This window comes from Pseudomonas sp. GW821-FHT10B02 (genome assembly GCF_059415665.1).
This window is the reverse complement of record NZ_JBWKNR010000011.1, coordinates 230,489-246,726: the sequence shown is the minus strand read 5'-3', so window position 1 is coordinate 246,726 and position 16,238 is coordinate 230,489. Positions and strand designations below refer to the sequence as shown.

General features: G+C 55.7%; 31 protein-coding genes. All 31 read left to right on the top strand.

Going from position 1 to position 16,238, the window contains the following annotated elements:
* The coding region (locus AC07OF_RS18090) for an EF-Tu C-terminal domain-related protein (protein WP_081499938.1) at positions 1-102 on the top strand (102 nt) is incomplete at its 5' end.
* A 143-nt stretch (positions 103-245) separates the two neighbouring features.
* Positions 246-557: a 30S ribosomal protein S10 gene (gene rpsJ / locus AC07OF_RS18085; protein WP_003186070.1), complete on the top strand. Its 312-nt coding sequence runs from the start codon at positions 246-248 to the stop codon at positions 555-557.
* An 80-nt stretch (positions 558-637) separates the two neighbouring features.
* Positions 638-1,273 carry a 50S ribosomal protein L3 gene (rplC, locus tag AC07OF_RS18080; protein WP_028944484.1) on the top strand — a complete coding sequence of 212 codons (636 nt, stop codon included), beginning with the start codon at positions 638-640 and terminating at the stop codon, positions 1,271-1,273.
* A gap of 12 nt (positions 1,274-1,285) precedes the next feature.
* Positions 1,286-1,888: a 50S ribosomal protein L4 gene (gene rplD / locus AC07OF_RS18075; RefSeq protein ID WP_010220305.1), complete on the top strand. Its 603-nt coding sequence runs from the start codon at positions 1,286-1,288 to the stop codon at positions 1,886-1,888.
* Complete coding sequence (gene rplW / locus AC07OF_RS18070; RefSeq protein ID WP_010220306.1) at positions 1,885-2,184, top strand: 50S ribosomal protein L23; 300 nt, start codon at positions 1,885-1,887, stop codon at positions 2,182-2,184. The genes rplD and rplW overlap by 4 nt, the downstream gene beginning before the upstream one ends.
* Before the next feature lie 14 nt (positions 2,185-2,198).
* The gene (rplB, locus tag AC07OF_RS18065; protein WP_038606161.1) at positions 2,199-3,023 is read left to right on the top strand and encodes a 50S ribosomal protein L2; all 825 of its coding nucleotides are present in this window, start codon (positions 2,199-2,201) and stop codon (positions 3,021-3,023) included.
* A 16-nt stretch (positions 3,024-3,039) separates the two neighbouring features.
* Positions 3,040-3,315, top strand: coding sequence for a 30S ribosomal protein S19 (gene rpsS / locus AC07OF_RS18060; protein WP_002555486.1), 276 nt, complete (start codon positions 3,040-3,042; stop codon positions 3,313-3,315).
* 11 nt (positions 3,316-3,326) lie between these two features.
* Positions 3,327-3,659 carry a 50S ribosomal protein L22 gene (gene rplV / locus AC07OF_RS18055; protein ID WP_003103908.1) on the top strand — a complete coding sequence of 111 codons (333 nt, stop codon included), beginning with the start codon at positions 3,327-3,329 and terminating at the stop codon, positions 3,657-3,659.
* A gap of 13 nt (positions 3,660-3,672) precedes the next feature.
* The gene (rpsC, locus tag AC07OF_RS18050) at positions 3,673-4,359 is read left to right on the top strand and encodes a 30S ribosomal protein S3 (protein ID WP_010220308.1); all 687 of its coding nucleotides are present in this window, start codon (positions 3,673-3,675) and stop codon (positions 4,357-4,359) included.
* A gap of 12 nt (positions 4,360-4,371) precedes the next feature.
* The gene (rplP, locus tag AC07OF_RS18045; RefSeq protein ID WP_003255479.1) at positions 4,372-4,785 is read left to right on the top strand and encodes a 50S ribosomal protein L16; all 414 of its coding nucleotides are present in this window, start codon (positions 4,372-4,374) and stop codon (positions 4,783-4,785) included.
* Positions 4,785-4,976: a 50S ribosomal protein L29 gene (gene rpmC / locus AC07OF_RS18040; protein ID WP_002555481.1), complete on the top strand. Its 192-nt coding sequence runs from the start codon at positions 4,785-4,787 to the stop codon at positions 4,974-4,976. Before rplP ends, rpmC begins: the two co-directional genes overlap by 1 nt.
* A 2-nt stretch (positions 4,977-4,978) precedes the next feature.
* On the top strand, positions 4,979-5,245 hold the full coding sequence (rpsQ, locus tag AC07OF_RS18035; protein WP_028944481.1) for a 30S ribosomal protein S17: 267 nt from the start codon (positions 4,979-4,981) through the stop codon (positions 5,243-5,245).
* Positions 5,246-5,268: 23 nt separating this feature from the next.
* The gene (gene rplN, locus AC07OF_RS18030; protein ID WP_002555479.1) at positions 5,269-5,637 is read left to right on the top strand and encodes a 50S ribosomal protein L14; all 369 of its coding nucleotides are present in this window, start codon (positions 5,269-5,271) and stop codon (positions 5,635-5,637) included.
* A gap of 11 nt (positions 5,638-5,648) precedes the next feature.
* A complete protein-coding gene (gene rplX / locus AC07OF_RS18025) occupies positions 5,649-5,963 on the top strand; it encodes a 50S ribosomal protein L24 (protein WP_009397501.1) in 315 nt (104 codons plus the stop codon).
* A 20-nt stretch (positions 5,964-5,983) separates the two neighbouring features.
* Positions 5,984-6,523 carry a 50S ribosomal protein L5 gene (gene rplE / locus AC07OF_RS18020; RefSeq protein ID WP_028944480.1) on the top strand — a complete coding sequence of 180 codons (540 nt, stop codon included), beginning with the start codon at positions 5,984-5,986 and terminating at the stop codon, positions 6,521-6,523.
* A gap of 13 nt (positions 6,524-6,536) precedes the next feature.
* Positions 6,537-6,842: a 30S ribosomal protein S14 gene (rpsN, locus tag AC07OF_RS18015; protein ID WP_038606172.1), complete on the top strand. Its 306-nt coding sequence runs from the start codon at positions 6,537-6,539 to the stop codon at positions 6,840-6,842.
* A 209-nt stretch (positions 6,843-7,051) separates the two neighbouring features.
* The gene (rpsH, locus tag AC07OF_RS18010) at positions 7,052-7,444 is read left to right on the top strand and encodes a 30S ribosomal protein S8 (protein ID WP_010220313.1); all 393 of its coding nucleotides are present in this window, start codon (positions 7,052-7,054) and stop codon (positions 7,442-7,444) included.
* Positions 7,445-7,456: 12 nt separating this feature from the next.
* Positions 7,457-7,990: a 50S ribosomal protein L6 gene (gene rplF, locus AC07OF_RS18005; protein WP_038606175.1), complete on the top strand. Its 534-nt coding sequence runs from the start codon at positions 7,457-7,459 to the stop codon at positions 7,988-7,990.
* Between the two features lie 10 nt (positions 7,991-8,000).
* The gene (rplR, locus tag AC07OF_RS18000; RefSeq protein ID WP_038606178.1) at positions 8,001-8,351 is read left to right on the top strand and encodes a 50S ribosomal protein L18; all 351 of its coding nucleotides are present in this window, start codon (positions 8,001-8,003) and stop codon (positions 8,349-8,351) included.
* A gap of 3 nt (positions 8,352-8,354) precedes the next feature.
* Positions 8,355-8,855 carry a 30S ribosomal protein S5 gene (gene rpsE / locus AC07OF_RS17995; protein WP_010220316.1) on the top strand — a complete coding sequence of 167 codons (501 nt, stop codon included), beginning with the start codon at positions 8,355-8,357 and terminating at the stop codon, positions 8,853-8,855.
* Positions 8,856-8,857: 2 nt separating this feature from the next.
* Positions 8,858-9,034 (top strand): 50S ribosomal protein L30, encoded by a 177-nt coding sequence (rpmD, locus tag AC07OF_RS17990; RefSeq protein ID WP_010220317.1) that lies wholly within the window; start codon positions 8,858-8,860, stop codon positions 9,032-9,034.
* 3 nt (positions 9,035-9,037) lie between these two features.
* A complete protein-coding gene (gene rplO, locus AC07OF_RS17985; protein ID WP_010220318.1) occupies positions 9,038-9,472 on the top strand; it encodes a 50S ribosomal protein L15 in 435 nt (144 codons plus the stop codon).
* The gene (gene secY / locus AC07OF_RS17980) at positions 9,473-10,804 is read left to right on the top strand and encodes a preprotein translocase subunit SecY (protein WP_010220319.1); all 1,332 of its coding nucleotides are present in this window, start codon (positions 9,473-9,475) and stop codon (positions 10,802-10,804) included.
* A gap of 28 nt (positions 10,805-10,832) precedes the next feature.
* Positions 10,833-10,949: a 50S ribosomal protein L36 gene (rpmJ, locus tag AC07OF_RS17975; protein WP_002555468.1), complete on the top strand. Its 117-nt coding sequence runs from the start codon at positions 10,833-10,835 to the stop codon at positions 10,947-10,949.
* Between the two features lie 131 nt (positions 10,950-11,080).
* The gene (gene rpsM / locus AC07OF_RS17970; protein WP_028944477.1) at positions 11,081-11,437 is read left to right on the top strand and encodes a 30S ribosomal protein S13; all 357 of its coding nucleotides are present in this window, start codon (positions 11,081-11,083) and stop codon (positions 11,435-11,437) included.
* A gap of 30 nt (positions 11,438-11,467) precedes the next feature.
* Positions 11,468-11,857 carry a 30S ribosomal protein S11 gene (rpsK, locus tag AC07OF_RS17965; RefSeq protein WP_002555466.1) on the top strand — a complete coding sequence of 130 codons (390 nt, stop codon included), beginning with the start codon at positions 11,468-11,470 and terminating at the stop codon, positions 11,855-11,857.
* A gap of 15 nt (positions 11,858-11,872) precedes the next feature.
* Entirely contained in the window at positions 11,873-12,493 is a 621-nt protein-coding gene (gene rpsD / locus AC07OF_RS17960) for a 30S ribosomal protein S4 (protein WP_038606186.1), read from the top strand.
* 22 nt (positions 12,494-12,515) lie between these two features.
* Positions 12,516-13,517, top strand: a complete 1,002-nt coding sequence (locus AC07OF_RS17955; RefSeq protein WP_003186012.1) for a DNA-directed RNA polymerase subunit alpha — start codon at positions 12,516-12,518, stop codon at positions 13,515-13,517.
* Positions 13,518-13,559: 42 nt separating this feature from the next.
* A complete protein-coding gene (gene rplQ, locus AC07OF_RS17950; RefSeq protein ID WP_002555463.1) occupies positions 13,560-13,946 on the top strand; it encodes a 50S ribosomal protein L17 in 387 nt (128 codons plus the stop codon).
* Between the two features lie 181 nt (positions 13,947-14,127).
* Positions 14,128-15,576, top strand: a complete 1,449-nt coding sequence (locus AC07OF_RS17945; RefSeq protein ID WP_157190972.1) for a catalase — start codon at positions 14,128-14,130, stop codon at positions 15,574-15,576.
* 155 nt (positions 15,577-15,731) lie between these two features.
* Complete coding sequence (bfr, locus tag AC07OF_RS17940) at positions 15,732-16,196, top strand: bacterioferritin (protein ID WP_038606192.1); 465 nt, start codon at positions 15,732-15,734, stop codon at positions 16,194-16,196.
* Positions 16,197-16,238 lie beyond the last annotated feature (42 nt).

Below are 16,238 nucleotides of genomic sequence, written 5' to 3'. Positions count from 1 at the left end.
ACTCTGATCAAAACCATCGCAATGGAAGATGGTCTGCGTTTCGCTATCCGTGAAGGCGGTCGTACCGTCGGCGCTGGCGTCGTAGCCAAAATCATCGAGTAATTCTCGATAGGTTGAAAAAGCCCCCGCTCAGCGGGGGCTTTTTTTATTGGGTTGACACCCAATAGGGGCGTCTATAGAATCACGCCTCCTTTTAACGGGCGTAGTGCGCCCGGTGGGAATAGCAGCCTGGAGTCTGAAATCCAATGCAAAATCAGCAAATCCGTATCAGGTTGAAGGCTTTCGACCATCGCCTGATCGACCAATCCACCCAGGAAATCGTGGAAACCGCGAAACGTACTGGTGCTCAAGTGCGTGGTCCAATTCCACTGCCTACCCGTAAAGAGCGGTTCACCGTTCTGGTCTCCCCGCACGTCAACAAAGACGCGCGTGACCAGTACGAGATCCGTACTCATAAGCGCGTTCTGGACATCGTCCAGCCAACGGATAAAACCGTTGATGCTCTTATGAAGCTTGATCTTGCGGCCGGTGTGGAAGTGCAGATCAGCCTCGGCTAAGACACGGTCTTAGTCGTGTAACGCTCTGAAATGGGCGGCCATAGCGGGTGAAAGCCCCGTACACTCATGAGGTTTACAACATGACTATTGGTGTAGTCGGTCGTAAATGCGGTATGACCCGTATTTTCACCGAAGAAGGTGTCTCCATTCCGGTCACGGTCATTGAGATCGAGCCGAATCGCGTCACCCAGTTCAAAACCGAAGAAACCGATGGCTACCGTGCAGTGCAAGTCACTGTTGGTGAGCGTCGTGCTTCGCGCGTGACTGCTGCTCAAGCAGGTCACTTCGCTAAAGCGAACGTTGCCGCTGGTCGCGGTGTCTGGGAGTTCCGTCTTGAAGAAGGCGACTACCAGGCTGGCGACTTGATCAATGCAGAAATCTTCGCTGCTGGCCAAATGGTAGATGTTACCGGTCAGTCGAAAGGTAAAGGCTTTGCCGGTACCATCAAGCGCTGGAACTTCCGCGGTCAAGATAACACCCACGGTAACTCCGTTTCCCACCGCGTCCCGGGCTCTATCGGCCAGTGCCAGACTCCTGGTCGTGTATTCAAGGGCAAGAAAATGTCCGGTCATATGGGCGCCGAGCGCGTGACCGTTCAGTCCCTGGAAGTAGTGCGCGTCGACGCTGAACGCAATCTGTTGCTGGTCAAGGGTGCCGTTCCTGGCGCTACTGGCGGTGATCTGGTTGTGCGTCCGGCTGCCAAGGCTCGCGGTTAAGGGGAAGCTGACATGCAACTAAATGTAAATGACGCTCAAGCGATCGAAGTTTCCGAACTGACTTTCGGTGGCGAATTCAACGAGACGCTGGTTCACCAAGCAGTCGTGGCCTACATGGCCGGCGGCCGTCAGGGCACCAAGCAGCAGAAAACCCGTTCCGACGTTGCTGGTGGCGGTAAGCGCCCATGGCGTCAGAAAGGTACTGGCCGCGCTCGTGCCGGTACTATCCGTAGCCCAATCTGGCGTGGCGGCGGTACCACTTTCGCAGCTCGTCCTCAAGACCACTCGCAGAAGCTCAACAAGAAGATGTACCGCGCAGCAATGCGTTCCATCCTCGCTGAGCTGGTGCGTACCGACCGTCTGGTCGTGGTTCAGGACTTCGCTGTTGAAGCACCGAAAACCAAAGACCTGCTGAACAAGCTGAACGGCATGGGTCTGAGCGACGTACTGATCGTTTCTGACGCTGTTGATCAGAATCTGTACCTGGCTGCTCGTAACCTGCCGCACGTCGACGTACGTGACGTACAGGGTTCCGATCCGGTCAGTCTGATCGCATACGACAAAGTGTTGATCACTGTGTCGGCCGTGAAGAAATTCGAGGAGCTGCTGGGATGAACCAGGAACGCGTATTTAAAGTCCTCCTTGGCCCGCATGTTTCCGAGAAGGCTACCGTTCTGGCTGAGAAAAAAGGCCAGTTCGTATTCAAGGTTGCTACTGACGCAACCAAGCTGGAAATCAAGAAAGCTGTCGAAGGCCTGTTCGGCGTAAAAGTCGAAAACGTGTCGACTGTTAACGTTCTGGGTAAAACCAAGCGTACCGCACGTGGTCTGGGCAAGCGCAATGACTGGAAGAAGGCGATCGTCTCCCTTCAGCCAGGCCAAGATCTCGATTTCAGCAGCAGTGCTGAGTAAGGAAGGGGTGCATCATGGCAATCGTTAAATGCAAACCGACTTCCCCTGGCCGCCGTTTCGTGGTCAAGGTGGTCAACAAGGAGCTGCATAAAGGCGCTCCTCACGCACCGCTGCTCGAGAAGAAGTCGAAGTCTGGTGGTCGTAACAACAATGGCCGCATCACTACTCGTCACGTAGGTGGTGGTCATAAGCAGCATTACCGTATGGTCGATTTCCGTCGCAACGACAAAGATGGCATCGTCGCCACTGTCGAGCGTATCGAATACGATCCAAACCGTACTGCTCACATCGCACTGCTGTGCTACGCAGACGGCGAGCGCCGCTACATCATCGCCCCTAAAGGCGTTGCTGCTGGCGACCAGCTGATCGCAGGTGCTCTGGCTCCAATCAAGCCAGGCAACTCCCTGCAACTGCGCAACATTCCAGTGGGTAGCACCATTCACGGCATCGAACTGAAGCCGGGTAAAGGTGCTCAGATCGCTCGTTCCGCTGGTGCTTCGGCTCAGCTGATCGCTCGCGAAGGTGTCTATGTGACCCTGCGTCTGCGCTCCGGTGAAATGCGTAAAGTCCTGGCTGAATGCCGTGCGACCCTGGGTGAAGTCTCGAACTCCGAGCACAGCCTGCGTTCGCTGGGTAAAGCCGGTGCCAAACGCTGGCGTGGCGTTCGCCCAACCGTTCGTGGTGTTGCCATGAACCCGGTTGACCACCCACATGGTGGTGGTGAAGGTCGTACCTCCGGTGGTCGTCATCCGGTATCGCCATGGGGCTTCCCGACTAAGGGCGCGAAGACTCGTGGTAATAAGCGTACCGACAACATGATCGTCCGTCGTCGCAAGTAAATAGAGGGATACGACAGTGCCACGTTCTCTGAAAAAAGGTCCTTTTATCGATCTTCACCTACTGAAGAAGATCGAAGTGGCGGCGGAAAAGAACGATCGCAAACCAGTTAAGACCTGGTCGCGCCGTTCGATGATCCTGCCACAAATGGTCGGTCTGACCATCGCGGTACACAACGGTCGCCAACACGTCCCAGTTCTCGTGAACGAAGACATGGTCGGCCATAAACTGGGCGAGTTTGCCGGTACCCGCACTTATCGTGGGCACGTGGCTGACAAGAAAGCCAAGCGTTAAGGGGTAAGGAAATGGAAGTAGCCGCTAAGTTGTCGGGCGCTCGAATCTCCGCCCAGAAAGCCCGCTTGGTCGCCGACCAGATCCGCGGGAAGAAGGTGGGCGAAGCGCTCAACCTGTTGGCTTTCAGCAGCAAAAAAGCCGCTGAAATCATGAAGAAAGTCCTCGAGTCGGCCGTAGCCAACGCCGAGCATAACGAAGGCGCAGACGTTGATGACCTGAAGGTCTCCACCGTTTTCGTCAACGAAGGGCGTTCGCTGAAGCGCATCATGCCGCGTGCCAAAGGCCGCGCTGATCGCATCGTCAAGCGGTCTTGCCATATCACTGTCAAGGTTGCGGACAAGTAACGGAGTCGATCAGATGGGTCAGAAAGTACATCCCACTGGCATTCGCCTGGGAATCGTCAAGGAGCACACCTCCGTCTGGTACGCAGACGGTCGGACTTATGCGGACTATTTGCTCGCAGATCTGAATGTGCGTGAGTACCTCCAAGACAAACTAAAAAGCGCGTCCGTTAGCCGTATCGATATCCATCGTCCGGCTCAAACTGCACGCATCACCATCCACACCGCTCGTCCAGGTATCGTTATCGGGAAGAAAGGTGAAGATGTTGAAAAACTGCGTCAGGACCTGACCAAGCAAATGGGTGTGCCTGTGCACATCAATATCGAAGAGATCCGCAAGCCGGAACTCGACGGTATGCTGGTTGCTCAGAGCGTAGCTCAGCAGCTGGAGCGTCGTGTGATGTTCCGTCGCGCCATGAAGCGCGCCGTACAGAACGCCATGCGCATTGGTGCCAAAGGCATCAAGATCCAGGTGAGCGGTCGTCTCGGTGGTGCTGAAATCGCACGTACTGAATGGTATCGCGAAGGTCGTGTGCCGCTGCACACCCTGCGTGCTGATATCGACTATGCCACTTACGAAGCTCACACCACTTACGGTGTGATCGGTGTGAAGGTTTGGATTTTCAAAGGCGAAGTTATTGGTGGTCGCCAAGAAGAACTGAAACCACAAGCACCAGCGCCTCGTAAAAAAGCTGCTAAGTAAGGGGTACGCCAAATGTTGCAACCAAAGCGTACAAAATTCCGCAAGCAGATGACTGGCCACAACCGTGGTCTGGCACTGCGCGGTAGCAAAGTCAGCTTCGGCGAGTTTGCTCTGAAAGCTGTTGCTCGCGGTCGTCTCACCGCCCGCCAGATTGAGTCGGCACGTCGTGCTCTGACCCGTCACGTAAAACGTGGCGGTAAAATCTGGATCCGTGTGTTCCCGGACAAGCCGATCTCCAAGAAGCCTCTCGAAGTGCGGATGGGTAAAGGTAAAGGTTCCGTGGAATACTGGGTTGCCCAGATCCAGCCAGGCAAAGTCCTGTACGAGATCGAGGGTGTTTCTGAAGAGCTGGCGCGTGAGGCTTTCGCCTTGGCAGCTGCAAAGTTGCCTCTCGCCACCTCCTTTGTTAAGCGGACGGTGATGTGATGAAAGCGAATGAACTTCGTGAAAAATCAGCACAGCAGCTGAACGAGCAACTGCTCGGCTTGCTGCGCGACCAGTTCAATCTGCGCATGCAGAAAGCAACTGGCCAGTTGGGGCAGTCGCACCTGCTCTCGCAAGTTAAGCGTGACATCGCTCGCGTGAAAACTGTGCTCAACCAGCAGGCAGGTAAGTGATCATGGCTGAAGCTGAAAAAACCGTCCGTACGCTGACTGGCCGTGTCGTCAGCGACAAGATGGACAAAACCATCACCGTACTGATCGAGCGTCGCGTAAAGCACCCGATCTACGGTAAATACGTTAAGCGTTCGACTAAGCTGCACGCGCACGACGAAACCAACCAGTGCCATATCGGCGACAAGGTCTCCATCCGTGAGACTCGTCCGCTGGCCAAGACCAAAGCTTGGGCACTGGTTGAAGTTCTCGAACGCGCTGTTGAAGTCTAAGGGCTAAGGGTCGGAGAAATTTTATGATTCAGACTCAATCCATGCTCGATGTGGCCGATAACAGCGGCGCTCGTCGCGTCATGTGCATCAAGGTTCTCGGCGGTTCGCACCGCCGTTACGCCGGCATCGGTGACATCATCAAGGTAACCGTCAAGGAAGCAATTCCGCGCGGTAAAGTGAAGAAAGGCCAAGTGATGACTGCTGTTGTAGTCCGCACTCGCCACGGTGTCCGTCGTGCTGACGGCTCCATCATCCGCTTTGATGGCAATGCTGCTGTTCTGTTGAACAACAAGCAAGAGCCGATCGGCACCCGTATCTTTGGGCCAGTGACCCGTGAACTTCGTACTGAGAAGTTCATGAAGATCGTCTCGCTCGCCCCAGAAGTGCTGTAAGGAGATCCGACATGCAAAAGATTCGTCGTGACGACGAGATCATCGTGATCGCCGGCAAAGACAAAGGTAAGCGCGGTAAGGTGCTCAAGGTTCTCGCTGACGACCGTCTGGTCGTTGGTGGGATCAACCTGGTGAAGCGTCATACCAAGCCTAACCCGATGTCGGGCGTACAAGGCGGTATCGTCGAGAAAGAAGCGCCACTGCACGCTTCCAACGTCGCCATTTTCAACGGCGAAACCAACAAGGCTGACCGCGTTGGTTTCAAAGTAGAAGACGGCAAGAAAATTCGTGTCTTCAAGTCGACCCAAAAAGCGGTTGATGCTTGAACACTGCTAGGTAGAAGACCATGGCACGACTGAAAGAGATTTACCGGAAGGAAATTGCTCCGAAGCTTAAGGAAGAACTTAAGCTGGCGAACGTGATGGAAGTTCCGCGCGTTACCAAGATCACCCTGAACATGGGTCTGGGCGAAGCTGTCGGCGACAAAAAAGTCATCGAACACGCTGTTGCTGACCTGGAGAAGATCACCGGTCAGAAAGCCGTTGTGACTTTCGCTCGGAAATCCATCGCGGGCTTCAAAGTCCGTGAGGGCTGGCCGATCGGCGTTAAAGTTACTCTGCGCCGCGATCGTATGTACGAATTCCTGGACCGCCTGCTGGCGATCTCCCTGCCTCGGGTTCGCGACTTCCGCGGCCTGAATGCCAAGTCCTTCGATGGTCGTGGCAACTACAGCATGGGCGTGAAAGAGCAGATCATCTTCCCGGAAATCGACTACGACAAGATCGATGCTCTGCGCGGTCTGGACATTACCCTGACCACCACTGCCAAGAACGATGACGAAGGCCGCGCTCTGCTGCGTGCTTTCAAATTCCCGTTCCGCAACTGATTGGAGTAGGAAAATGGCCAAGAAGAGCATGAAAAACCGTGAGCTGAAGCGTCAGCTCACTGTTGCCAAGTACGCCAAGAAGCGTGCCGAGCTGAAAGCGATCATCGTGAATCTGGAAGCAACTCCAGAAGAGCGTTTTGCCGCTGTCGTAGCTCTGCAGAAGCAGCCACGTGACGCCAGCGCTTCGCGCCTGCGTAACCGCTGCCGCATCACCGGTCGTCCACACGGCGTTTACCGCAAGTTCGGCCTCGGCCGTAACAAGCTGCGTGAAGCAGCAATGCGCGGTGACGTTCCAGGTCTGGTTAAAGCCAGCTGGTAAGACGTACCGGCAGCGTCCAGGTGGCGGAAGAGCAATCTTCCGACCACCGGTGACTTTGCAACGAAACAAGCCCCTTCTGGGGCTTGTTTCGTTTCTGGGAACTGTCTAGAATGACCGGCTCTCCTGAGCCCGGGTTTTTTGATCTGGCGCGCTCAGGCGACTGTAGTAGCCGAGAGGCTAATTTTTCTTGTATCAGGAGCGTCTAGCCCATGAGTATGCAGGACCCGTTAGCGGACATGCTAACTCGCATCCGTAATGCCCAGATGGCTGAAAAGTCCGTCGTAAGCATGCCTTCGTCGACTCTGAAGGTTGCGGTAGCCAAAGTTCTGAAAGACGAAGGTTACATCGCTGGCTATCAGGTCAGCAGCGAAGTAAAACCATCGCTTTCCATCGAGCTGAAATACTTCGAAGGCCGTCCGGTCATCGAGGAAGTCAAGCGCGTAAGTCGTCCAGGCCTGCGTCAGTACAAGTCCGTCGAAGAACTGCCGAAAGTACGTGGCGGTCTGGGCGTGTCTATCGTCTCCACCAACAAAGGTGTGATGACTGATCGTGCTGCGCGCGCTGCCGGTGTCGGCGGCGAAGTTCTCTGCACAGTGTTCTAAGGGGGGATAAGCATGTCTCGCGTCGCTAAGAACCCCGTTAAGCTGCCAGCCGGTGTCGAAGTCAAATTCGTCGGCCAACAGCTTTCGGTGAAGGGTGCCAAGGGCACTCTCGAACTGAACGTTCACTCGTCCGTAGAAGTCGTTGAAGAAGCTGGTGAGCTGCGTTTCGCTGCTCGCAATGGCGATCAACAAACTCGCGCAATGGCCGGTACCACCCGTGCCCTGGTTAACAACATGGTCCAAGGCGTAAGCCAAGGCTTCGAGCGTAAGCTCCAGCTGGTCGGTGTTGGTTACAAAGCACAAGCCAAAGGCACCGTGCTGAACCTGGCGCTTGGCTTCTCGCATCCAGTGGATTACGAACTGCCAGCGGGTATCACCGCTGAGACCCCAAGCCAGACCGATATCCTGATCAAGGGCATCGACAAGCAGCTGGTAGGTCAGGTGGCCGCTGAAATCCGCGACTTCCGTCCACCAGAGCCGTACAAAGGCAAGGGTGTGCGTTACGCGGACGAAGTCGTCCGTCGTAAAGAAGCCAAGAAGAAGTAGGGCCTAGCAAATGACCGACAAAAAAGTTACTCGACTGCGTCGCGCTCGCAAAGCACGCCTGAAAATGCACGAACTCGAAGTCGTGCGTCTCTGCGTGTTCCGCTCCTCGCAGCACATCTATGCCCAGGTCCTTTCGGCCGACGGCAGCAAAGTCCTGGCCAGCGCCTCGACTTTGGACAAAGAACTGCGTGATGGCGCCACCGGCAACATCGACGCGGCCACTAAGGTTGGCAAGCTGGTAGCTGAGCGCGCGAAAGCCGCCGGTGTATCTCAAGTTGCCTTTGACCGTTCCGGCTTCAAGTACCACGGCCGCGTCAAGGCGCTGGCTGATGCTGCTCGTGAAGGCGGGCTGGAGTTCTAAGTTATGGCAAATAACGATCAAAAGCGCGACGAAGGCTACATCGAGAAGCTGGTTCAAGTTAACCGCGTTGCCAAAACCGTAAAAGGCGGCCGTATCTTCACTTTCACCGCGTTGACCGTGGTAGGTGATGGCAAGGGTCGTGTTGGTTTCGGCCGTGGCAAATCGCGCGAAGTACCTGCTGCGATCCAGAAAGCCATGGAAGCTGCTCGCCGCAACATGATTCAGGTTGACCTGAACGGCACCACCCTGCAGTACGCCACCAAGTCCGCCCATGGCGCGTCGAAGGTGTACATGCAGCCTGCCTCTGAAGGTACCGGTATCATCGCCGGTGGCGCAATGCGTGCCGTCCTGGAAGTTGCTGGCGTTCAGAACGTCCTGGCCAAGTGCTATGGCTCGACCAACCCAGTAAACGTGGTTCACGCCACTTTCAAGGGTCTGAAGGCTATGCAATCTCCTGAGTCCATTGCTGCCAAGCGCGGCAAGAGCGTTGAGGAGATCCGTTGATCATGGCTACCGTTAAAGTAACGCTGATCAAAAGCACCGCCGGCCGTCTCCCTAACCACAAACTGTGTGTTAAGGGTCTGGGTCTGCGCCGCATCGGTCACACTGTAGAAGTCCTGGATACTCCCGAGAACCGCGGGATGATCAACAAGGCTTACTACATGCTGCGCGTCGAGGGTTAATCGATGAAACTCAATGATCTGAGTCCAGCGCCGGGTTCCCGTCGCGAGAAGCATCGTCCGGGTCGTGGTATCGGTAGTGGTTTGGGTAAGACTGGTGGCCGTGGTCACAAAGGTCAAACCTCCCGCTCCGGTGGCACCATCGCTCCAGGCTTTGAAGGCGGTCAACAGCCGCTGCACCGTCGTCTGCCGAAGTTCGGCTTCGTTTCCCTGAAAGCCATGGACCGCGCAGAAGTGCGTCTGTCCGAGCTGGCCAAAGTGGAAGGCGACGTTGTCACCGTGCAATCCCTGAAGGATGCCAACGTGATTAATCAGAACGTACAGCGTGTGAAAATCATGCTGTCGGGCGAAGTTACTCGCGCAGTCACCATCAAGGGTATCGCAGCCACCAAAGGTGCGCGTGCGGCTATCGAAGCAGCTGGCGGCAAGTTCGAGGAATAAATGGCTAAGCAAGGTGCTCTCTCTTCGCTCGGCAAAGGCGGGATGTCTGAACTTTGGGCTCGTCTGCGTTTTCTGTTTCTGGCGATCATCGTCTATCGGATAGGCGCACACATCCCAGTTCCAGGTATTAACCCGGACCGGCTGGCGGAACTGTTTCGACAGAATGAGGGGACCATTCTTAGCTTGTTCAACATGTTTTCCGGCGGCGCGCTGGAACGGATGAGCATCTTTGCACTGGGGATCATGCCGTACATTTCGGCATCGATCATCATGCAGTTGATGACCGCCGTCAGCCCGCAGCTGGAGCAGTTGAAGAAGGAAGGTGAAGCTGGCCGTCGCAAGATCAGCCAGTACACCCGCTACGGCACCGTAATCCTGGCGCTGGTCCAGGCCATTGGCATGTCCATTGGTCTGGCCGGTCAGGGCGTGGCGTTTTCTGCTGACTTTGGCTTCCATTTCGTTGCGGTGTCCACTTTTGTGGCCGGCGCAATGTTCATGATGTGGCTGGGTGAGCAGATCACGGAGCGCGGTGTAGGCAACGGTATCTCGATGTTGATCTTCGCAGGTATCGTCGCCGGTCTTCCGAGAGCAATCGGGCAGTCTTTCGAGTCTGCACGTACGGGCGATATCAACATTTTCGCTCTGGTCGCTATCGGTTTGCTGGCAGTAGCGATTATCGGTTTTGTGGTGTTCATTGAGCGTGGTCAGCGTCGTATCGCCGTTCACTACGCCAAGCGTCAGCAGGGCCGCAAGGTCTTCGCTGCGCAGACCAGCCACTTGCCGCTGAAAGTGAACATGGCGGGCGTTATTCCTGCCATTTTCGCGAGCAGCATCTTGCTGTTCCCGGCTTCGCTGGGTGCCTGGTTCGGTCAGTCCGAAGGTATGGGCTGGTTGCAGGACATCTCGCAGTCGATCGCTCCTGGTCAGCCGTTGAATATTCTGCTGTTTAGTGCAGGGATTATTTTCTTCTGCTTCTTCTATACGGCGTTGATGTTCAATCCGAAAGACGTAGCGGAGAACCTGAAGAAGTCCGGTGCCTTTATTCCGGGCATCCGTCCAGGTGAGCAGTCGGCGCGCTACATTGATGGCGTTCTGACCCGCTTGACCATGTTCGGTGCTCTTTATATGACGGCCGTCTGTCTGCTTCCCCAGTTCCTGGTGGTTGCTGCAAACGTTCCGTTCTACCTTGGCGGGACCTCGTTGCTGATTGTGGTAGTGGTTGTGATGGACTTCATGTCCCAAGTACAATCGCACCTCGTTTCGCACCAGTACGAATCCCTGATGAAGAAAGCCAACCTGAAAGGCTACGGTGGCAGCGGTTTGCTGCGCTGAGAGACCCTTAAGGTTCGAGGAGTTGGTGATGAAAGTTCGTGCATCGGTGAAAAAGCTGTGCCGTAACTGCAAGATTATTCGCCGCGAAGGTGTTGTTCGAGTAATTTGCAGTGCGGAACCACGTCACAAGCAGCGCCAAGGCTGAGTGTGATTTGCGCTACAAACCCAGCAGCTAGTGCGCTGCTGGGTTGATTATTTGTTTCTACAGCGATATTATCTCGCGCCCTATTTCTTGGCTTCCGGGGCGTAGGTAGCTGTCAATTGGAGTCCCACTGAATGGCCCGTATTGCAGGCGTCAACATTCCAGATAACAAGCACACTGTTATCTCGCTGACCTACATCTATGGTGTTGGTCGCACTACTGCACAGAAAATCTGTGTAGAGACTGGGGTCAACCCAGCCGCTAAGATCAAGGATCTGAGCGACGAGCAGGTTGAATCGCTGCGTACTGAAGTTGCGAAGTACATCACCGAAGGTGATCTGCGCCGTGACATCAACATGAAAATCAAGCGGTTGATGGACCTGGGTTGCTACCGCGGCCTGCGTCATCGTCGGGGTCTGCCAGTACGCGGTCAGCGTACCAAGACCAACGCGCGTACCCGTAAGGGCCCGCGTAAGCCGATCCGCAAGTAATCGCACCAGCGAATCGACAGGAATTTAGAAATGGCAAAACCTGCTGCTCGTCCTCGTAAAAAAGTCAAAAAGACAGTGGTTGATGGCATCGCCCACATCCACGCGTCTTTCAACAACACCATCGTGACCATCACCGATCGTCAAGGTAACGCTCTGTCCTGGGCTACCTCCGGCGGTTCGGGTTTCCGCGGTTCCCGCAAGTCCACCCCGTTCGCTGCTCAAGTAGCTGCTGAGCGTGCTGGTCAAGCTGCGCTGGAATATGGTCTGAAGAACCTCGACGTCAACGTCAAGGGTCCAGGTCCAGGTCGTGAGTCCGCTGTTCGTGCTTTGAACGGTTGTGGCTATAAGATCGCCAGCATCACCGACGTGACGCCAATCCCGCATAACGGGTGCCGTCCGCCGAAGAAGCGCCGCGTGTAATCAGGAGACAGATAAATGGCACGTTACATTGGTCCAAAATGCAAACTGTCTCGTCGTGAAGGCACCGATCTGTTCCTGAAGAGCGGCGTTCGCGCTCTGGAATCGAAGTGCAACATCGAAGCAGCCCCAGGTATCCACGGCCAGCGCCGTGGCCGTCAGTCCGACTACGGCACCCAGCTGCGCGAGAAACAAAAAGTACGTCGCATCTATGGCGTTCTCGAGCGTCAGTTCAGCGGTTACTACAAGGAAGCAGCCTCCAAGAAGGGTGCAACCGGCGAGAACCTGCTGCAGCTGCTCGAATGCCGTCTGGATAACGTCGTTTATCGTATGGGCTTTGGCGCTACTCGTGCCGAATCCCGTCAGCTGGTTTCGCACAAAGCGATCAGCATCAACGGCAAGACTGTAAACATTCCGTCCTACCAAGTTCGTCCGGGTGACGTGGTCGCGGTTCGCGAGAAGTCGCAGAACCAGCTGCGCATTGTTCAAGCCCTTGAACTGTGCGCCCAGCGTGGCCGCGTTGAGTGGGTTGATGTGGATGCTGCTAAGAAGTCGGGCGTTTTCAAGAACGTTCCTGCTCGCAGCGACCTGTCCGCCGACATCAACGAAAGCCTGATTGTCGAGCTCTACTCCAAGTAAGGGCTAGAAAATAGGTGCATCCATGCAGATTTCGGTAAATGAGTTCCTGACGCCCCGCCACATCGATGTGCAGGTCGTCAGTCCAACCCGCGCTAAAATCACGCTCGAGCCTCTCGAGCGTGGCTTTGGCCATACCCTGGGCAACGCGCTGCGCCGCATCCTGTTGTCCTCTATGCCTGGCTGTGCAGTAGTCGAGGCCGAGATTGACGGTGTACTCCACGAGTACTCGGCAATCGAAGGTGTACAGGAAGACGTCATTGAAATCCTGTTGAACCTGAAAGGCCTGGCTATCAAACTGCACGGTCGTGACGAAGTTACGCTGACCTTGTCGAAAAAGGGTTCGGGGGTGGTTACCGCTGCCGATATTCAGCTGGATCATGATGTCGAGATCGTTAACCCCGATCACGTAATCGCTAACCTGGCGTCTAACGGCGCCCTGAACATGAAGCTCACCGTAGCTCGTGGTCGTGGTTATGAGCCGGCCGATTCGCGTCAGAGCGATGAAGACGAAAGCCGCAGCATTGGTCGCTTGCAGCTTGACTCTTCGTTCAGCCCGGTTCGCCGTATCGCATACGTGGTGGAAAACGCCCGTGTCGAGCAGCGTACCAACCTGGACAAGCTGGTTATTGATCTGGAAACCAACGGTACCCTGGATCCTGAAGAGGCTATCCGTCGTGCTGCAACCATCCTGCAACAGCAGCTGGCTGCGTTCGTCGACCTCAAAGGTGACAGCGAACCTGTGGTAGTCGAACAGGAAGACGAGATCGATCCGATCCTGCTTCGTCCGGTTGACGATCTGGAATTGACCGTACGTTCGGCCAACTGCCTTAAGGCGGAGAACATTTACTACATCGGCGATCTGATTCAGCGCACCGAAGTAGAACTGTTGAAGACTCCGAACCTGGGCAAGAAGTCCCTGACTGAAATCAAGGACGTTCTGGCCTCCCGTGGTCTGTCCCTCGGCATGCGCCTCGACAACTGGCCGCCTGCAAGTCTTAAGAAAGACGACAAGGCGACTGCCTGATCGTCGTAATCACCGAACGTAGTGTTTGGTAAGGAATGAATCATGCGTCATCGTAAAAGTGGACGTCACCTGAGCCGTACCAGCTCTCACCGCAAGGCTATGTTCCAGAACATGGCGGTGTCGCTGTTCGAGCACGAGCTGATCAAAACTACCCTGCCAAAAGCCAAGGAACTGCGCCGCGTTGCCGAGCCGCTGATCACCCTGGCCAAGGAAGACAGTGTAGCTAACCGTCGTCTGGCTTTCGACCGTACCCGTTCGAAAGAAATCGTCGGCAAGCTGTTCAACGATCTGGGCAAGCGCTATGCCACCCGTCAGGGCGGCTACCTGCGTATCCTCAAGTGCGGCTTCCGCGCTGGCGATAACGCACCAATGGCGTACGTCGAGCTGGTTGATCGTCCTGTCGGTGGCTCGGTAGAAGCTGCTGAATAAGACGTCAGTCTGAAACAAAGAACCGGGCCTAGTGCCCGGTTTTTTGTGTCTGCATGTATTGAAACAATCTATTGATCCAAGTCAGGTAATGAATTTGTTGCTGTCATAGTTCTGGTCGATACTCATTCCAGGCCGATTAGCCGGCAGTTTCAGACCGTAAGGACCGATAGGGAGATAGCGCATGAGCCAGACCAAGACACTGACCACCGCCAGCGGTGCACCGGTTGCCGATAACCAGAACTCACGCTCCGCAGGGCCGCGGGGGCCGTTATTGCTGGATGACTTCCACCTGCTTGAAAAACTCGCCCACTTCAACCGCGAGAACATCCCTGAGCGTCGTGTACACGCCAAGGGCTCGGGAGCCTATGGCACCTTCACGGTAACCCGGGATATCACCCAGTACAGTTACGCCAAGCTGTTCAGCGCTGTCGGCAAGCAGACCGAAACCTTCCTGCGCTTCTCTACTGTGGGTGGCGAGCGTGGTTCGGCGGATACCGAGCGTGATCCGCGGGGTTTCGCCCTGAAGTTCTATACCGAGGAAGGCAACTGGGACATCGTAGGTAACAACACCCCGGTGTTCTTCATTCGTGATCCGCTGAAATTCCCCGACTTTATCCACACCCAGAAACGTCTGCCGCAAAGTAACCTGAAAAGTGCGCAGGCGATGTGGGACTTCTGGTCGCATTCGCCTGAAGCGCTGCATCAGGTCACCATCCTGTTCTCTGATCGTGGCATTCCAGACGGCTACCGTCACATGCATGGTTTTGGTAGCCACACCTACAGTCTGATCAATGCCGACGGCCAACGCACCTGGGTCAAATGGCACTTCAAGACCAAGCAGGGCATCAAGAACCTGGCGCCCGCCGAGGCAGCGCGCCTGGCGGGTACTGATCCTGATTACGCTCAGCGTGACCTGTTCGAAGCCATCGAGCGCGGCGACTTCCCGAAATGGGCGGTGTGCATCCAGGTGATGAGCGAAGAAGAGGCGGCCAGCCGCGACGAGAACCCCTTTGACGTGACCAAGACCTGGTCGCAGAAGGACTACCCGTTGATCGAAATCGGCGAGCTGGAGCTGAACCGTAACCCGCTCAACTACTTCGCCGAGGTCGAGCAGGCTGCATTCGGGCCGAGCAATATGGTCCCAGGTGTCGGTTTGTCGCCCGACCGCATGCTCCAGGGCCGCGTATTCGCCTATGCAGACGCCCACCGCTATCGCGTTGGTACCAACCATCAGCAACTGCCGGTAAACGCCCCACGCAGCCCGGTGAACACCTACCAGCGTGACGGCAGCATGGCGTTTGGCAGTAATGGTGGTGCGGCACCGAACTACGAACCGAACAGTTACGGCAATGCGCCGAAGCAGGCGCCGCAGTTTGCCGAGCCTGCGCTGGAGCTCAATGGTATTGCCGGTCGTTACGATCATCGCGAAGATACCGATTACTACAGCCACGCCGGTGCACTGTTCCGCTTGATGAACGCCGAGCAGAAGGCCCTGCTGATCAACAACATTGCCGGGGCCATGGCCGGGGTTTCCGAGGATGTCGTTCAGCGTCAGTTGCAGCACTTCTTCAAGGCCGATCCGGCCTATGGAGAGGGGATTGCCAAGGCTTTGGGCATAAATCTCGCCTAAGTCGAAGTGATAAGAAGAACCGCCCTCATTTGGGCGGTTTTTCAATGAATATCACTACCGTTTACCCGCTTTTTTGCACATTTATGCCCGATTCCAAGTGACCTTCCGGGCATCCTGGTTCAAACTATAACTTTCACACAGGGAGAGGCAGGGCGATGCAAGGTCACCCGGACGTAATCGATTATCTCAACACGTTGCTGACGGGCGAACTGGCGGCACGTGACCAATATTTCATCCATTCGCGGATGTACGAAGACTGGGGCTTGAGCAAGCTCTACGAGCGTATCAACCACGAGATGGAAGAAGAGACCCAGCACGCTGATGCCCTGATGCGTCGTATCCTCATGCTCGAAGGCACTCCACGCATGCGCCCGGATGACCTGGATGTGGGTGCAACCGTGCCGGAAATGATCGCTGCCGACCTGCGCCTGGAGTACAAGGTGCGCGCCGCACTGTGCAAAGGCATCGAGCTGTGCGAACTGCACAAGGACTACATCAGTCGTGACATCCTGCGCCTGCAGCTGGCCGACACTGAAGAAGATCACACCTACTGGCTGGAAAAGCAGCAGGGCCTGATCAAGTCCATCGGCCTGGAGAACTACCTGCAGTCGCAGATGTAATTTTCCCGGAACAAAAAGAAGCCCCGCCAGTGCGGGGCTTTT

What these genes read in the sequence shown, in the direction of transcription:
- rpsJ (WP_003186070.1), top strand. Translation starts at nt 246, where the DNA reads ATGCAAAATCAGCAAATCCGTATCAGGTTGAAGGCTTTCGACCATCGC.
- rplC (WP_028944484.1), top strand. Translation starts at nt 638, where the DNA reads ATGACTATTGGTGTAGTCGGTCGTAAATGCGGTATGACCCGTATTTTC.
- rplD (WP_010220305.1), top strand. Translation starts at nt 1,286, where the DNA reads ATGCAACTAAATGTAAATGACGCTCAAGCGATCGAAGTTTCCGAACTG.
- rplW (WP_010220306.1), top strand. Translation starts at nt 1,885, where the DNA reads ATGAACCAGGAACGCGTATTTAAAGTCCTCCTTGGCCCGCATGTTTCC.
- rplB (WP_038606161.1), top strand. Translation starts at nt 2,199, where the DNA reads ATGGCAATCGTTAAATGCAAACCGACTTCCCCTGGCCGCCGTTTCGTG.
- rplV (WP_003103908.1), top strand. Translation starts at nt 3,327, where the DNA reads ATGGAAGTAGCCGCTAAGTTGTCGGGCGCTCGAATCTCCGCCCAGAAA.
- rpsC (WP_010220308.1), top strand. Translation starts at nt 3,673, where the DNA reads ATGGGTCAGAAAGTACATCCCACTGGCATTCGCCTGGGAATCGTCAAG.
- rplP (WP_003255479.1), top strand. Translation starts at nt 4,372, where the DNA reads ATGTTGCAACCAAAGCGTACAAAATTCCGCAAGCAGATGACTGGCCAC.
- rpmC (WP_002555481.1), top strand. Translation starts at nt 4,785, where the DNA reads ATGAAAGCGAATGAACTTCGTGAAAAATCAGCACAGCAGCTGAACGAG.
- rpsQ (WP_028944481.1), top strand. Translation starts at nt 4,979, where the DNA reads ATGGCTGAAGCTGAAAAAACCGTCCGTACGCTGACTGGCCGTGTCGTC.
- rplN (WP_002555479.1), top strand. Translation starts at nt 5,269, where the DNA reads ATGATTCAGACTCAATCCATGCTCGATGTGGCCGATAACAGCGGCGCT.
- rplX (WP_009397501.1), top strand. Translation starts at nt 5,649, where the DNA reads ATGCAAAAGATTCGTCGTGACGACGAGATCATCGTGATCGCCGGCAAA.
- rplE (WP_028944480.1), top strand. Translation starts at nt 5,984, where the DNA reads ATGGCACGACTGAAAGAGATTTACCGGAAGGAAATTGCTCCGAAGCTT.
- rpsN (WP_038606172.1), top strand. Translation starts at nt 6,537, where the DNA reads ATGGCCAAGAAGAGCATGAAAAACCGTGAGCTGAAGCGTCAGCTCACT.
- rpsH (WP_010220313.1), top strand. Translation starts at nt 7,052, where the DNA reads ATGAGTATGCAGGACCCGTTAGCGGACATGCTAACTCGCATCCGTAAT.
- rplF (WP_038606175.1), top strand. Translation starts at nt 7,457, where the DNA reads ATGTCTCGCGTCGCTAAGAACCCCGTTAAGCTGCCAGCCGGTGTCGAA.
- rplR (WP_038606178.1), top strand. Translation starts at nt 8,001, where the DNA reads ATGACCGACAAAAAAGTTACTCGACTGCGTCGCGCTCGCAAAGCACGC.
- rpsE (WP_010220316.1), top strand. Translation starts at nt 8,355, where the DNA reads ATGGCAAATAACGATCAAAAGCGCGACGAAGGCTACATCGAGAAGCTG.
- rpmD (WP_010220317.1), top strand. Translation starts at nt 8,858, where the DNA reads ATGGCTACCGTTAAAGTAACGCTGATCAAAAGCACCGCCGGCCGTCTC.
- rplO (WP_010220318.1), top strand. Translation starts at nt 9,038, where the DNA reads ATGAAACTCAATGATCTGAGTCCAGCGCCGGGTTCCCGTCGCGAGAAG.
- secY (WP_010220319.1), top strand. Translation starts at nt 9,473, where the DNA reads ATGGCTAAGCAAGGTGCTCTCTCTTCGCTCGGCAAAGGCGGGATGTCT.
- rpmJ (WP_002555468.1), top strand. Translation starts at nt 10,833, where the DNA reads ATGAAAGTTCGTGCATCGGTGAAAAAGCTGTGCCGTAACTGCAAGATT.
- rpsM (WP_028944477.1), top strand. Translation starts at nt 11,081, where the DNA reads ATGGCCCGTATTGCAGGCGTCAACATTCCAGATAACAAGCACACTGTT.
- rpsK (WP_002555466.1), top strand. Translation starts at nt 11,468, where the DNA reads ATGGCAAAACCTGCTGCTCGTCCTCGTAAAAAAGTCAAAAAGACAGTG.
- rpsD (WP_038606186.1), top strand. Translation starts at nt 11,873, where the DNA reads ATGGCACGTTACATTGGTCCAAAATGCAAACTGTCTCGTCGTGAAGGC.
- AC07OF_RS17955 (WP_003186012.1), top strand. Translation starts at nt 12,516, where the DNA reads ATGCAGATTTCGGTAAATGAGTTCCTGACGCCCCGCCACATCGATGTG.
- rplQ (WP_002555463.1), top strand. Translation starts at nt 13,560, where the DNA reads ATGCGTCATCGTAAAAGTGGACGTCACCTGAGCCGTACCAGCTCTCAC.
- AC07OF_RS17945 (WP_157190972.1), top strand. Translation starts at nt 14,128, where the DNA reads ATGAGCCAGACCAAGACACTGACCACCGCCAGCGGTGCACCGGTTGCC.
- bfr (WP_038606192.1), top strand. Translation starts at nt 15,732, where the DNA reads ATGCAAGGTCACCCGGACGTAATCGATTATCTCAACACGTTGCTGACG.